Annotated in this window: 10 protein-coding genes; 4 read left to right on the top strand and 6 right to left on the bottom strand. The window is 72.1% G+C overall.

The genetic code is table 11. The features are described from left to right. The first annotated feature begins 43 nt into the window (after positions 1-43). The 4 genes from G7071_RS04345 (at position 44) to G7071_RS04330 (ending at position 4,069) form a co-directional block, all read left to right on the top strand. Positions 44-250, top strand: coding sequence for a heavy-metal-associated domain-containing protein (locus G7071_RS04345; protein ID WP_166315346.1), 207 nt, complete (start codon positions 44-46; stop codon positions 248-250). Further along, a complete protein-coding gene (locus tag G7071_RS04340) occupies positions 247-1,122 on the top strand; it encodes a hypothetical protein (RefSeq protein WP_166315343.1) in 876 nt (291 codons plus the stop codon). Before G7071_RS04345 ends, G7071_RS04340 begins: the two co-directional genes overlap by 4 nt. Continuing rightward, positions 1,119-3,392 (top strand): heavy metal translocating P-type ATPase, encoded by a 2,274-nt coding sequence (locus G7071_RS04335; protein ID WP_166315340.1) that lies wholly within the window; start codon positions 1,119-1,121, stop codon positions 3,390-3,392. Before G7071_RS04340 ends, G7071_RS04335 begins: the two co-directional genes overlap by 4 nt. Positions 3,393-3,613: 221 nt before the next feature. Further along, a complete protein-coding gene (locus G7071_RS04330) occupies positions 3,614-4,069 on the top strand; it encodes a hypothetical protein (RefSeq protein ID WP_166315337.1) in 456 nt (151 codons plus the stop codon). 12 nt (positions 4,070-4,081) lie between these two features. Here the strand turns inward: G7071_RS04330 and G7071_RS04325 are convergent, their stop codons facing one another. Genes G7071_RS04325 through recC form a run of 6 tightly spaced genes read right to left on the bottom strand, consistent with a single transcriptional unit; the run spans position 4,082 to position 14,154 of the window. Continuing rightward, the gene (locus G7071_RS04325; protein WP_166315334.1) at positions 4,082-5,026 is read right to left on the bottom strand and encodes a 1,4-dihydroxy-2-naphthoyl-CoA synthase; all 945 of its coding nucleotides are present in this window, start codon (positions 5,024-5,026) and stop codon (positions 4,082-4,084) included. Between the two features lie 38 nt (positions 5,027-5,064). Beyond that, positions 5,065-5,664 (bottom strand): ACT domain-containing protein, encoded by a 600-nt coding sequence (locus G7071_RS04320; protein ID WP_166315331.1) that lies wholly within the window; start codon positions 5,662-5,664, stop codon positions 5,065-5,067. Positions 5,665-5,673: 9 nt separating this feature from the next. Then, on the bottom strand, positions 5,674-7,428 hold the full coding sequence (gene recD / locus G7071_RS04315; protein ID WP_166315328.1) for an exodeoxyribonuclease V subunit alpha: 1,755 nt from the start codon (positions 7,426-7,428) through the stop codon (positions 5,674-5,676). Further along, positions 7,425-9,026: a 3'-5' exonuclease gene (locus tag G7071_RS18990; RefSeq protein ID WP_246210365.1), complete on the bottom strand. Its 1,602-nt coding sequence runs from the start codon at positions 9,024-9,026 to the stop codon at positions 7,425-7,427. The genes recD and G7071_RS18990 overlap by 4 nt, the downstream gene beginning before the upstream one ends. Further along, positions 8,948-10,774: a UvrD-helicase domain-containing protein gene (locus G7071_RS18985; protein WP_246210364.1), complete on the bottom strand. Its 1,827-nt coding sequence runs from the start codon at positions 10,772-10,774 to the stop codon at positions 8,948-8,950. The genes G7071_RS18990 and G7071_RS18985 overlap by 79 nt, the downstream gene beginning before the upstream one ends. Beyond that, on the bottom strand, positions 10,774-14,154 hold the full coding sequence (gene recC, locus G7071_RS04305; protein WP_166315325.1) for an exodeoxyribonuclease V subunit gamma: 3,381 nt from the start codon (positions 14,152-14,154) through the stop codon (positions 10,774-10,776). Before recC ends, G7071_RS18985 begins: the two co-directional genes overlap by 1 nt. Positions 14,155-14,182: the final 28 nt, after the last annotated feature.

The raw sequence follows: 14,182 nt of genomic DNA, 5'->3' as shown, positions 1-14,182 counted from the left end.
AACCACCAACACCCCTCACCCACATCGACCGAAGGAACCAGCCATGAGCCAGACCGCCACCTACACCGTCACCGGCATGACCTGCGGCCACTGCGTCAGCTCCGTCACCGAGGAGGTCCAGGAGATCCCCGGCGTCGAGAGCGTCGAGGTCGACCTGCCGACCGGAGCCGTCACCGTCACCAGCGCCGAGCCGCTCGACGACGCCGCCGTCAAGGCCGCCGTCGAGGAGGCCGGCTACCAGCTGGCATGAGCACCCCGATCCGGGTCGCCGGGTTCCTGGCTGCGGTCGTCGCGGCCTTCGCCCTCGCGCTGGTCGTCGGTCAGGCCGTCGGCCCGGTCGGCGGCGACGAGCCCGTGAGCGCCCACGGCGACGTCCACGAGCCGGCCAGCGAACCCGTCACGGCGACCACCGACGACATCCCTGGCGGGCTCATGGTGTCCCAGAGCGGCTACACCCTGGCTCTGGCCGAGCCCAGCACGCGAGCCGGGCAGGACAGGCCGGTCGCCTTCACCATCACCGGGCCGGACGGAGCCCCGGTCACCGGGTTCGAGGTCGAGCACGAGAAGCAGCTGCACCTGATCGCCGTACGCCGCGACTTCACCGGCTTCCAGCACGTCCACCCCGTCCTCGACGAGGACACGGGCGTTTGGTCGGTCGACCTCGACCTCACTCCCGGCAGCTGGCGCGTCTTCGCCGACTTCACGGCCACCGGGGCCGACGCGCTCACCCTTGGCGCAGACCTGTCGGTCGACGGCCGTCCCGAGCCGGCTACGCCGCTGGCCGAGAACCACACGGCCACCGTGGGCGACTACGAGGTCACCCTCGACGGCGACCTGCGAGCCGGCGAGGACGCGGAGCTGACCGTGCGCGTCGAGAAGGACGGCGAGCCGGTCACCGACCTCCAGCCCTATCTCGGCGCCTACGGCCACCTCGTCGCGCTCCGCGGTGGCGACCTCGCCTATCTCCACGTCCACCCCGGCGGCAGCACCGAGCCCGGCCCTGAGGTCACCTTCTATGCAGCCGTCCCCAGCGATGGGACCTACCACCTCTATCTCGACTTCCAGCACGACGGCGTGGTCCGCACCGCGGCCTTCACCGTGCGATCAGGAGGACACCCATGACCACGCAGATCGAGCTCGCGATCACCGGGATGACCTGCGCCTCGTGCGCCAACCGGATCGAGCGCAAGCTCAACAAGCTCGACGGTGTGGTCGCCACGGTCAACTACGCCACCGAGAAGGCCAAGGTCACCTTCGACCCCGACGTGGCGCCGGCGACCCTGGTCGAGGCAGTCGAGCAGGCGGGGTATGGCGCTTCGCTGCCCCGGCCGCCGAGGTCCTCCACCGACGTGGACGGGGCCCCTGGCGTCGAGCCCGACCCGGTTGCGTCCCTGCGCCAGCGGCTCCTGGTCTCGGCCGCGCTCACCGTCCCGGTGATCGCGATGGCGATGATCCCTGCGCTGCAGTTCACCAACTGGCAGTGGCTCTCCCTGACGCTGGCGGCTCCGGTCGTCGTGTGGGGTGCGTGGCCGTTTCACAAGGCCGCGTGGACCAACCTGCGCCACGGCGCGTCCACCATGGACACGCTGATCTCGCTCGGCACCCTCGCTGCGCTCGCGTGGTCGGTCTATGCGCTCTTCTGGGGCACGGCCGGCACCCCCGGCATGACGCACCCCTTCGAGCTCACCATCCAGCGCGGTGACGGCGCCGGCAACATCTATCTCGAGGCAGCCTCCGGGGTCACCACCTTCATCCTGGCCGGCCGCTACTTCGAGCACCGGTCCAAGCGCCAGGCCGGCGCCGCACTGCGAGCGCTGCTCGAGCTCGGCGCCAAGGAGGTCGCGGTCCTCGGACCGGACGGCACCACCGAGACCAAGGTGCCCGTCGAGCAGCTCGTCGTCGGTGACCTGTTCGTGGTCCGACCCGGCGAGAAGGTCGCCACCGACGGCGTCGTCGAGCGGGGGACCTCGGCCGTGGACGCCTCGATGCTCACTGGTGAGTCAGTGCCGGTCGAGGTCGGCCCCGGCGACTCCGTCGCAGGCGCCTGCGTCAACGCCGGTGGGCGCATCGTCGTCCGGGCGACCCGGGTCGGCGGCGACACCCAGCTGGCCCAGATGGCACGGCTGGTGGAGGACGCCCAGAACGGCAAGGCCCAGGTCCAGCGGTTGGCCGACCGGATCTCCGGCATCTTCGTCCCGATCGTCATCCTGCTCGCCGCCGCCACCCTCGGCTTCTGGCTCGGCACCGGCGGCGGGCTGTCGGCGGCCTTCACCGCAGCGGTCGCCGTGCTGATCATCGCCTGCCCGTGTGCCCTGGGCCTGGCCACGCCGACCGCCCTGATGGTCGGCACCGGCCGCGGCGCCCAGCTCGGGATCCTGATCAAGGGCCCCGAGGTGCTCGAGTCGACCCGCAAGGTCGACACCGTGGTCCTCGACAAGACCGGCACCGTCACCACCGGGAAGATGACCCTGCGTGACGTGATCGCGGCCGACGGTGAGGACCCGGTCGACGTGCTGCGGTTCGCCGGCGCGCTCGAGGACGCCTCCGAGCACCCGATCGCCCGCGCCGTCGCCGAGGGCGCCAGGGCCAGGCACGGCGCACTCCCCGAGGTTGACGACTTCACCAACGTGGAGGGGCTCGGCGTCCAGGGAGTCGTGGTCGAGGGCGAGACGAGCCACGCCGTGCTCGTCGGCCGGCCGCAGCTGCTGGCGGAGTGGTCACAGCTCCTGGGCGACGACCTGACGGCCGCGCTCGAGCAGGCCCAGGCCACCGGCGGCACTGCCGTCGCGGTCGGGTGGGACGGCAAGGCCCGCGGCGTGATCGTGGTGGCTGACGCGATCAAGCCGAGCTCGGCCACCGCGATCCGCGAGCTGCGCGACCTGGGCCTGCGCCCGGTCCTGCTCACCGGCGACAACCTCGTCGTCGCCCGCCAGGTCGCCGCCGAGGTCGGCATCGACGAGGCAGACGTGATCGCCGACGTGCTCCCCGCCGACAAGGTCGACGTCGTGAAGCGTCTCCAGTCCGAGGGCAGGGTCGTCGCCATGGTCGGCGACGGCGTCAACGACGCCGCGGCGCTGGCCCAGGCCGACCTCGGCCTCGCGATGGGCACCGGCACCGACGTCGCGATCGAGGCCAGCGACCTCACCCTGGTCCGAGGGGACCTGCGGGTCGCGGTCGACGCCATCCGGCTCTCGCGCCGCACGCTGGCGACGATCAAGGGCAACCTGTTCTGGGCCTTCGCCTACAACGTCGCAGCCCTGCCCCTGGCGGCCGCCGGCCTGCTCAACCCGATGCTGGCCGGTGCCGCGATGGCGTTCTCCAGCGTGTTCGTGGTCTCCAACAGCCTGCGCCTGCGTGGGTTCAAGGCGCAGTCGGCCGGGGCGGCACAGTAGCCCCGCGAATGCCGTCATGTGCGCACGCCGCCAACCCGTGTAGGGGTTCTGGCCCTCCCTGCCCGCGTCGAGGGGCCACAAGGCCTACACGTGCACGCCACTGTGCGGTGGCGACGCGCCACCGATCGGTACGGAATTTTCCCGCCAGCATGTCGTTTGCGTCGCCCTGTTGGTCTCGTCCACACTCGGGCCGTCCCCGTCCTCCGAATCGAAGGCTCCTCATGCGCTCTCCGAAGCAAGACTCCGCCGCGTTCACGCAGGCTCCGGAGGCGGTGTTCGAGGCTGCCCTCGGCGTCCTGCAGAACGCAGGCAACATGACGCTCCTGGCCGCGCACAACGGCGGTCGCAGGCTGATCGCGCGGGAGAGGCCCAAGATGTCGAACGCCAAGTTCCTCGACATCCGGGTGGAGGGCGACGCAGGGGCGGCGCAGCTGCATGTGACGGTTGGCACCGACCCTCGGACGCCGAAGGCGATGCTGGACGGGAAGGCCAACGCCAAGGTGTTGAAGAACTATGTCGCGAGCGTGCGAGGTGCCGTCGACGAAAGCAGCCCCGCTCCCGCGTCGCCGGTCGCGGACCACTGCCTGCAGAAGAAGACCGAGGTGCCGTGGGCGGACGCCGGGCAGGACCCGGAGATCGAGCTCGACGGCAACATCCGGGCCGCCTACGGGCTGTAGGTCTGCGCCAGCTCAGTAGTACCAGGGGTACGGCGACCAGTCCGGCTCCCGCTTCTCCAGGAACTGGTCGCGGCCCTCCTGGGCCTCGTCGGTCATGTAGGCCAGCCGGGTGGTCTCGCCGGCGAAGAGCTGCTGGCCGACGAGCCCGTCGTCGAGCAGGTTGAAGGAATACTTCAGCATCCGCTGGGCGGTCGGCGACTTGCCGTTGATCAGCCGCCCCCACTCCAACGCCGTCGCCTCGAGGTCGGCGTGGTCGACCACCCGGTTGACCGCGCCCATGCGGTGCATCGTCTCGGCGTCGTATTCCTCGGCGAGGAAGAAGATCTCGCGGGCGAACTTCTGCCCGACCTGTCGTGCGAGGTATGCCGAGCCGTAGCCGCCGTCGAACGACCCGACGTCGGCGTCGGTCTGCTTGAAGCGCGCGTGCTCGCGGCTGGCGAGCGTCAGGTCGGCCACGACGTGCAGGCTGTGGCCGCCGCCGGCCGCCCAGCCGGGGACGACGCACAGCACGACCTTGGGCATGAAGCGGATCAGTCGCTGGCACTCCAGGATGTGCAGCCGCGCGAGCCGAGCCTTGTCGATCGGGCTGGGCTCCTCGCGACCGGTGTCACCGGCTCCCGCGGAGACGTCCTCGTACTGGTAGCCCGCCTTGCCCCGGATCCGCTGGTCACCGCCGGTGCAGAAGGCCCACTTGCCGTTCTTGGCGCTCGGGCCGTTGCCGGTGAGGATCACGCAGCCGACGTCGGCCGACATCCGCGCGTGGTCGAGCGTGCGCAGCAGCTCGTCGACGGTGTGCGGTCGGAACGCGTTGAGCACGTCGGGGCGGTCGAAGGCGATCCGCACCGTGCCGTGCGCCCTGGCGCGGTGGTAGGTCAGGTCGGTGAGGTCCTCGAAGCCCGGCACCTCGTCCCAGGCGCTGGGGTCGAACGTCTCGGACACGCCTTCGATCGCACTCATGGCCCCGACCGTATCGAGTGGCCGGCCGCGGGCTCGCGTCAGGCGCGGCTGATGGTGCGGGCGAGTCCGAGCAGGTGGCCGAGCCGGGCGAGCTCGGAGTCGAGGAACTCCGGTCCACCGCGGCGACCCAGCACCACCAGGTCGCCGTCGAGCGGCGCGGCGCAGAGCAGGGTCACGTCGTCGGCAGGCAGCCGACAGGGTCGCTCCATCTCCGACCACGGTATGGCGATGGGAGCCGCCCCGGTCGTGCGCACGATCTCCCCCTCGGGGTTCACCCGCACGGCCCAGTCGACGCGGAAGGTGATCGGCAGCAGGTCGATCACCCGGTCGAGCGCGTGGGCCGGGTGGGCGGTCAGCTCCTCGACCACCTCGAGGTCGAGGAACAGGTTGCCGCCAGCGCCATACCTGCTGATCCAGAGCACCATGACGCCGTCCAGCGCGTTGCAGGCAGACACGACCGAGTCGGGCATCGCACCCGGCGTCATCTCGAGCAGGACGTCGTCGACTGCGGTGCCGTCGTGGGACTTCTCCACGATCTCGATCGCTTCGATGTCACCGCCGGCCTGACCGATCGCGGAAGCCACCCGTCCCAGCGAACCGGGGACGTCGGGCAATGCGACGCGCAGGAGGAAGGGCACGACGACAGGCTAGCGGTGGGTGGCCAGCCGCGCCCGCAGCCCGCTGGCGCGCTGGGCCTGGCGTTCGATCGCCGCCCGCACGGCAACCTCTGGCCCGATGATGCGGACCTTGGACCGCGCCCGGGTGACGGCGGTGTAGAACAGCTCGCGCGTCAGCAGCCGGGACTCCTGGTCGGGAAGAAGCACCGTGACCACGTCGGCCTGGCTGCCCTGGCTCTTGTGGATCGTCATCGCGTGCATCGTCTCCACGTCGCCCAGCCGTGACGGAGCGAGGATGAGCGGGTCGCTGCCGGTCGAGACCGCGACCCGCCGTCCCGCCGGGGTGTCGAGGATGACGCCGGTGTCGCCGTTGAAGACGCGCAGCGCATAGTCGTTGGCCGTGACCAGGATCGGACGGCCGAGATAGGCCGCCTCGTGGAGCGGGTCACCGGTCTCGGCGGTGAGCCACTGCTCGATACGGCGGTTCCAGTGACGCACGCCGAAGGGTCCGTCGCGGTGGGCGCAGAGGAGGCGGTGCCGGTCGAGCGCGGCCAGTGCCTTGACGCCGTCACCGGCCGAGGCTGCGTCGCGCACGGCCAGCGCCGCCGGCAGGGCGGTGGCCCGGATCGCTGAGGCAGGGTCGGTGTCGGTGACCCACTCGATCGCCTGCCCGCCGGCTCGCAGGACCTCGATGGCCGCGTCGGCGTTGCCGACGCGCAGCGCGTCGGCGAGGGCGGCGATCTCCGCCCCGAAGCGGCGGGTGGTGGCCAGGGCTGCGACGGGGGAGTCCGGCCGGGACTCATAGCCGCGCACCAGGTCTGTCAGCACCGCACCGGCGTCGACCGACGAGAGCTGGTCGGGGTCGCCCACGAAGACGAGTCGGGCGTCGGGACGCACCGCCTCCAGGAGCCTGGCCATCATCGTCAGCGAGACCATCGACGTCTCGTCGACCACGACGAGGTCGTGGGGCAGCCGGTTGCCGCGGTGGTGGCGGAAGCGGGTGCGGTTGCCGGGGTGCTGGCGCAGCAGGCGGTGCAGCGTCATCGCGCTGACGTCGGCCAGCCGGGCGCGGTCGGCGTCGCTGAACTCTGCGGCCCGGTCGCGCACCGCCTGCTCCAGCCGGGCCGCGGCCTTGCCGGTCGGAGCAGCCAGGGCGATGCGGAGGTGCTCGCCGCGGGCCTGCGCCTGCTCGTGCAGCGCGACGAGGAGGCCCGCGACGGCCGTGGTCTTGCCGGTGCCGGGACCACCGGTGATGACGCTGGTCCACGCACCTGCCGCGTGGGCACACGCGTCGCGCTGCTCGGCATATCCCTCGTCGGGGAACACCCGCGCCAGGGAGGCCGCGAGCAGCTCCGCGTCGAGGCCCGGCCTGGTGCTTGCCCGCGCAGCCAGGTCGTCGAGCACCTGGGTCTCCTGCTCGTGGTAGCGGTCGAGATAGAGCAGGCCGTGCTCCCAGTGCAGCACTCCCAGGCCCACCAGCGGACTGCGCTCGATCGCGGCTCCCCACTGGTCGGCGGCGGGCCAGGGCAGGCCCAGGTCGTCGAGCAGGGTGGCGACGTGGGCCAGCTCCAGGCACACCGATCCGTGGCGTACGGCGCGCACCGCCAGCGCGACCGCGAGCAACACGTCCGGGTCGCTCTCGCCGCCCAGGCGCCCGACCGTGGTGGCGACGTGGATGTCGGCCGCGGTGATGACGCCGGCGGCGTTGAAGGCGTCGAGCGGTGCCGGAGCGCGCAGGGCCAGGTCACGGTCGTGCGCGTCGGTGGGTTCGAAGAGGTCGCTCATGCGGACGCCCCCTGCAGCGCTCCGTCGAGCAGGGCCGAGAGGTCCTCGACCAGCGCGACAGGCGGACGCCAGGCGAAGATGCCGCAGGGAGCGCCGTCGTCGCGCGGCGTGTCCGGTCCGCACATCCCACGGAGGTAGAGGTAGAGGACCCCACCGAGGTGGACCGCAGGGTCATATCCGGGCAGCCGCCACCGCAGGAACCGGTGGAGCACGACGGTGTAGAGGAGCGCCTGCAGCGGGTAGTCGGAGCTGGCCATCGCCTCGTCGAGCACCGCTGGACGGTAGTCGTGGGAGGTCAGCGGAGCGTCGAGGTCGCCGAGCCAGTTGGTCTTGTAGTCGACCGTGACGAAGCGCTGGGCTCCGTCGACGTCGACCCGAAGCACGACGTCGATCGAACCGGTGAGATAGCCGAGGAGTGGCTGGGCGGCCAGGTCGGCGTCGGCGTCCAGGCCGTCTGCATAGGTCCGGACCGGGTCCGAGTCGGGCAGGTGTCGCCGGAGCAGGGGCGCGAGGTCGCCGAGCCTGACCTTGTGGACGGGGTAGGACACGTCGTCCCCACCCGCCAGTGGCAGCTCGAAGTCGAGCTCGCGCAGGCGGTCGGGCAGGCCGATCTCCAGCAGGGTGCGATCGCCGGCCAGCGGTCCCAGCGGGCTCGAGCACACCTCGACGAGCGCGTCGGCGAGGTGCTCGGGGTCGATCTCGACGGGCCACCACACGAGCTGCTCGTGGATGTGGCCGAGGAGCTCGGCACGGAAGTCGACGGCCGCCGGGTCGGCGTGCTCCAGCACGGCGTGGACCAGCGAGCCGAACGTGGCTCCGACCGGCAGCTCGGCCATCGGTGAGGCGACGGCGGTCGTTGCCAGCTCCGCCGGATCAGGGGCATCGGCGGCGAAGAGGGACTCGGCGTCCTCGACCTCCGGCACCTCCTCCGGCTCCGAGAGCGGAGCGAGGCCGGCGTCGTGGGCGTGCGCCAGCGAGGCCGCTGACAATGAGGAGTAGGACGTACGGCGCCACGCCGTGTCGACCACGCGGGTGAAGGCGCGGACCGCGAGCTCGTCGGTGGAGCGGGTCAATGGCGCCGGGTCTGGCGGCACGAGTGTCGCGAGCTCGAGGCTGGGCCCGCCCGCCTCTCGCCAGTGGCCGAGGATCTCGGGGAGTCGGTCCTCGGCGACCAGGGCCTGCTCGTCGGGCACCACGTCGGCGCCCGGCCGGCGCCCGAACAGCATCCGGTGCAGGGGAGAGGCAGGCGTGTTGTGCTCGGCAGCGGAATACCAGGCAACGACCTGCGACTGGGCGCGGGTCAGCGCGACGTAGAGCAGGCGCAGCGACTCGCCGGCGTCCTCCCGGCGATAGCGGGCGACGGCCTCGCGGTGGAACGGGCTCGGCCCGCCCACGTCGAGACAACGCCGTCCGGCCTCGTCGTGGAACAGCGGGATCTCGGGATCCCGGCCGACGTAGCGGTTCCACAGCGTCGGGAGGTAGACGACCGGGTATTGCAGGCCCTTGCTGCCGTGGATCGTCACGAGCTGCACCGCCGCGGCGTCCGAGTCGAGACGCCGCGTCCGCTCGGAGGCGACCTCCAGCTTGTCGTCGGCCATCTGCTCGCGCAGCCAGCCGAGCAGGCCGACGATGCCGAGCCGCTCCTCGACGCTGACCCTGTGCAGGGCCTCGCCGATGTGACGGATGTCGGTGAGGGTCCGCTCGCCCCCACACGGGCCAGGACCCGAGCCGTCAGGCCGGCGACCACGGTGACCTCGAGCACGGCCGCGACCCCGCGGGTGGTCAGGACGTCGGTGAGGGTGCGGACCTGGTCGGCCAGGTCGTCGGTGAGCTCGTCGCCACCGGTGTCGAGCCCGGCTGCCGTGTGGCCGAAGAAGGAGGTCAGCGCCACGGCCCGGACCCGGTCGGCACGGTGGGGCTGCTCCAGCGCCTCGAGCAGGGTCAGCCACTCGGTGGCGGCCTCGGTGTGGAAGACGGAGCCGCCGGCATTGATCACCGACGGCACGCCGACCGCCGCGAGCGCGACCTGTGTCGCCTCGAGCTCGTTGCGGCGCGCAGCCAGGACGGCGATGTCGCCGGGGACGAGGTCTCTCCCCTCGAAGGTCGCGCCGGAGCCGATGAGCCTCTTGATGTCGTGGGCGGTGTCGGTGATGACGTGGTCGCGCCACACAGCCACGGGCGGCTTGGACCTCGGGCCCTTCCCCAGCTCGTGACGGCGCACGACCCGCAGCCGGAACGGCTCGCCCGCGCCGACCAGCCTGGACTCGGGGTGCCGTGCTTCGACCGGGTGGACCACGATGCGGGGGTCGCCGAGGGCCGCGCCCTCCAGCATCGCCTGGAGAGAGTCGAGCAGGGGCTTGTCGCAGCGCCAGTTGACCCCGAGCGTCTGGGTGACGTCGGCGGCTGCCCGGGCCTCGAGATAGGTGACGATGTCACCGCCGCGGAACGCATAGATGGCCTGCTTGGGGTCTCCGATCAGCACCATCGTGGTGGTGTCGGCGAAGGCGCGCTGGAAGACCTGCCACTGGACGGGGTCGGTGTCTTGGAACTCGTCGATCAGCACGAACTTCCAGCGGGCCCGCATGCGCGCGCGGGCTGGGGCAGTCGTCGCCTCGAGTGCGTCGGCGAGCTGGCCGAGCAGGTCGTCATAGCTGAGCACGCCGAGTCGGCGCTTGCGGCGCTGGACCTCGACGAGCACCTCGCGGGCGAAACCCACCCGCATCGCGGGCGTCGAGTCGGGGGCCTGCTCGAGGACCTCGAGGGGCTCGATCGCGGCGCGTGGGTCGCCGACGACGGCCCGCGCCAGCTGCAGGGCCTGGTCGCGCGTCCAGGGGGGCCGTTCGTCGCCGCCGAAGCGGGCGAGATAGAGGTCGTCCACGACCTCACCGGTCAGGTCCTCGAGGTCCTCGACCAGGGTGGCGTCGGCGTCGGTGTCGCCCGCCACCCCCAGGCTCCGCAGGACCTGCTGGCAGAACTGGTGGATGGTCGCGATGGTGGCGCCGTCGAAGGAGACCAGCGCCGCGGTGAGCCGTCGCCGACGGTCCTCGAGCGTGGCCGCGTCAGCGTCGAGGAGCCAGTCGTGGAGCCGGTTGTCGGCCTCGCGGACCCCCTCGTCCGCGAGCACCTCGACCGCCTCGTCGAGCTGTCGACGACAGCGTTCGCGCAGCTCCTGGCTCGCCGCTCTCGTGAAGGTCACGACCAGCATCTCGTCGAGGGTGAAGCTGCCGTCAGCGACGTGCTTGGTGACCAGGGCTGCGATGGTCCAGGTCTTGCCCGTCCCGGCGCTCGCCTCGAGCAGGGTGATGCCCGGCTCGAGGTCGCGGGTGATGTCGAAGGTCTCCAGCATCAGATGCCCCGGATCTGTTCAGTGCCCGCAGTGTCGCCGCTGCCGATGAGCGGTGACCACAACCGGCAGGCGTAGTGGCCGAGGCGGTGCGGAGCCGGGCCGGTCTCGTGGGGACGCAGCGGGGCGGCCAGCAGCGCGTAGTCGCCGTGGTGGCCGAAGGCCCGGACGTGCCAGACGTCGGCGTCCTCCTTGGGGAAGCCGGAGTCGTTGAAGCGCGGGGTCTCCCACTCGGCGCGGGCCTTGGCGTCGGGGTCGCCGTCGGTGCCGGACTGGACGCGCCGGAACTCCTCTGCCCACGCCAGCGACGTCTTGACCGGCAGGGGCAGCGGCTCGCACAGGCCGGCCTCGTAGATCGCGACGAGGTCGCGCAGCCAGTCACGCGCCTCGTGCTGGGGCAGGGGCCGGATCATCGCGATCTGACCACCGGAGCGGTGCTTGCCGATGGTGTGGGCGGTCCAGTTCTCGTCGGGGTGTGCCGCGGCGAGCGCCAGCGAGTCGAGCCAGGCCGCCAGCCGGTGCTTGGCCCCGAGGTTGGAGAACGACACCGCGACCAGGTTGTTGCCGAAGACGTCACCGACGGTGCCGGTCAGCCGCCGGTCGCCCAGGTCGATGTCGAGGTCGAGTGTGCGAACGGGACCGACCTGGAGGGCGCGCGCAGCGAGCACGAGGGGTCCGGCCTTCTTCTTGATGTCCTCCAGCACTGCACGCCCGAGCGCTCCGGGGGGCAGCTGACCGCTCACGCGCAGCGCCTCGAAGACGGCGCCTGCGTCGGCTCCGCCGAGCACGGCCGTGGCGAGATGGTCGCCCACCGCCCACTGCTCGAGGTTGTCGAGCATGATCGGGATCGAGTCCTTGACCTCACTCGCGTCGGCCGGCTTGGTCACGCGGAGCCGCCGGCGCAGGAAGCCCTGGACCGGGTGGCGGAAGAAGTCGTGGAGGTCGGCGAGCGAGACGTCGGTCGCGGTCGGCACGGGTGGGGCGAGCGGCGTCGGCACGAGCTCGCGCACGGCCACCCGTTCGCGGCGCGCGGCCCGGGCGCCGGCCAGTGCCGAACGGTCGAAGGTGAAGGGAGTGGTGCCCCGCAGCCTGCCGGGGACCAGGTTGGACTCGTCGAAGGGCTGCAGCGGGTGGTGGGTCACGACGTGGTCGCGCACCGGCGCGGCGGCCGTGCGGTCGAGGGCGTCGATCAGCTCGCCGAGGGGCACGGCCGGCGGGCGTTCGGCGCCGTTGTGCTCGCCGCGGCCGGTGTAGGTGATCACCAGGGTCTCGGTCGCCGCCCCGATGGCGTCGAGCAACAGCTGGCGGTCCTCCGAGCGTGCGTCGCGCTCGCCCGTGCGCGGACGACGGGCCAGCACGTCGTCGCCGTCGATGGTCGTCGCGCGCGGGAAGACGCCGTCGTCGAGCCCGACCAGGCACACCACCCGGTGGGGGACCGACCGCATCGGCACCATGGTGCAGACGGTGAGCGTGCCGGTGCGGAAGTTGGACCGGGTGGGCCGACCCCGCAGGCGCTGCTGGAGCAGCGCGCGGACGTCGGACTGTCTCAGCAGGGTGTCGCGGTCGGCAGCCCCCGCCGAGATCCGGGAGAGCTCCCGGTCGAGCTGCGCCACCTGCCATACCTCCGACGGAGGTGTCCACGTCAACGCGTGGACGCCGCTGGCGAGCGCCGAGGTCCAGTCGGTCACGGTGCGCGCGGCCTCGGCCGCGGCGAGGAACGTGTGGAGCCGGTCGATGAGCTCGGCGAACCGGCCGGCCGTCTCGAGGTCGCTGTCGCTGACGTCGTCGACCGGCAGGGCGCCACCGACCTGGCGGTGGTCGAGACCGGACATCGCGGCCCCGAGGAGGACGCGGCGCAGGCCAGCGGCCCAGGTGTTGGAGTCGAGGCTCCCCAGTCCGTATGGCGCTCGGTGCTCGGCGTCGTAGCCCCACCGGATCTCCGCTTCGCCGACCCACTGGGTGATGCGCTCGAGCTCGTCGTCGCCGAGGCCGAACCGCGCGCGCACGGGCTCGGCACCCGCCACGTCGAGCACCTGGGTGGCACTCAACCGGCCGTGCACCAGCTCGACCAGCTGGGCTGCGACGCCGAGCAGTGGGTTGGTGGCACCGAGCGCGCGGTCGGCCAGGCGCACTCGCAGCTGGTGGGCCGGGTGTCCGTCCCGGCCGCCACCCCCCTGGTCGGTGATGTCTGCCAGGCCGAAGCCGGCCGAGATCAGCGGGGCGTAGGCCTCGATGTCTGGACACATGACCAGGATGTCTCGCGGCTCGAGGCTGGGGTCGTCGGCGAGGAGCCCGACGAGGACCTCCCGGAGCACGTCGACCTGCCGGGCCGCGCCGTGACACGCGTGGATCTGGATGGAGCTGTCACGTCGGGTGCGGCCGGCCCGGACGGCGGGCGACGGGGTGGCGTTGGCGCGCAGGTCGGCCTGGAGCCAGCCGAGCAGGGTGTCTGCGGGGGGCGAGGTGTCGGCCAAGGCCTCGGAGGGGTTGAGCCCGAGGGTGCGTCGCAGCTCGCGGGAGTCGCGGCCCAGCGATCCGAGCAGCGGATGGTCGACCAGGCCGGCGGACCTGTCGTCGGCGCGGGGAACCGGTCCTCCTTGGGTGGTCGGCTCGAGCGAGCGCCACAAGGTCGCCGACGCCTGCGGGAGCCAGAGGTGGACGTCTCGCAGCGCTGCCAGCGCCTCGAGCAGGGCGACCTCGGTCTCGGGCAGCCTGGTGTGGCCGAAGAGCGAGAGTCGTGGCGGGAGGTCGAGGTCGGCGCCGTCACCGGAGCGCAGCCTCTCGAGGGTCTGTGTGTGCCGGACGTCGGGCGGATCGGCTTCGATCCGCCCGAGCAGTCGTCGCCACAGCTCGGCCTGCCACAGCAGGTCGCCGTCGAGGGTCGCGCCCGTGCCGTCGGTGTCGCGACCCTCGCGCCAGTCGGCGATGAGGCCGGGGCGCTGGACGGCATAGGAGCTGAAGAGCCCGGCCAGCCTGCGGGCCACGGCATAACGTCGGTTCGACCGGTCGTCACCTGCGTCACCGCCGCCGAGGTGGGCGGTCAGGTCTGCGAAGCCGGGGGCGCCCATCACCGAGTCGATGGTCTCGAGCAGCGGCCAGGCCAGCTGCTCGGGCTGCCAGGGGTCTTCGCTCGTGCGGTCGAGGAGCATCGAGACCAGGGAGCCGGGAGTCACGAAGTCGACCCCGGCGCAGACCCCGTCGCCGGCCCGCGGCCCGACGCCGAGCCGGTGTGAGAGGCGCTGGGTGAGCCACCTCTCCACGCCGCGCGCCGGCACGACGACGACCTCGCGCGCGAACGGGTCGGCCAGCGGGGTCGCGAGCATGTCCGCCAGCCCGTCGGCCAGGACGTCGGTCCGCTCGGCGACGTGGACGTGCAGGGTCATGGCCTCACCCTGTCATCCGGCACCGACA

Origin of the sequence: Nocardioides piscis (genome assembly GCF_011300215.1) — a bacterium.
Lineage (GTDB): Bacteria > Actinomycetota > Actinomycetes > Propionibacteriales > Nocardioidaceae > Nocardioides > Nocardioides piscis.
The sequence above is the reverse complement of the archived record's forward strand: the minus strand, read 5'-3'. Positions and strand labels throughout refer to the sequence as shown.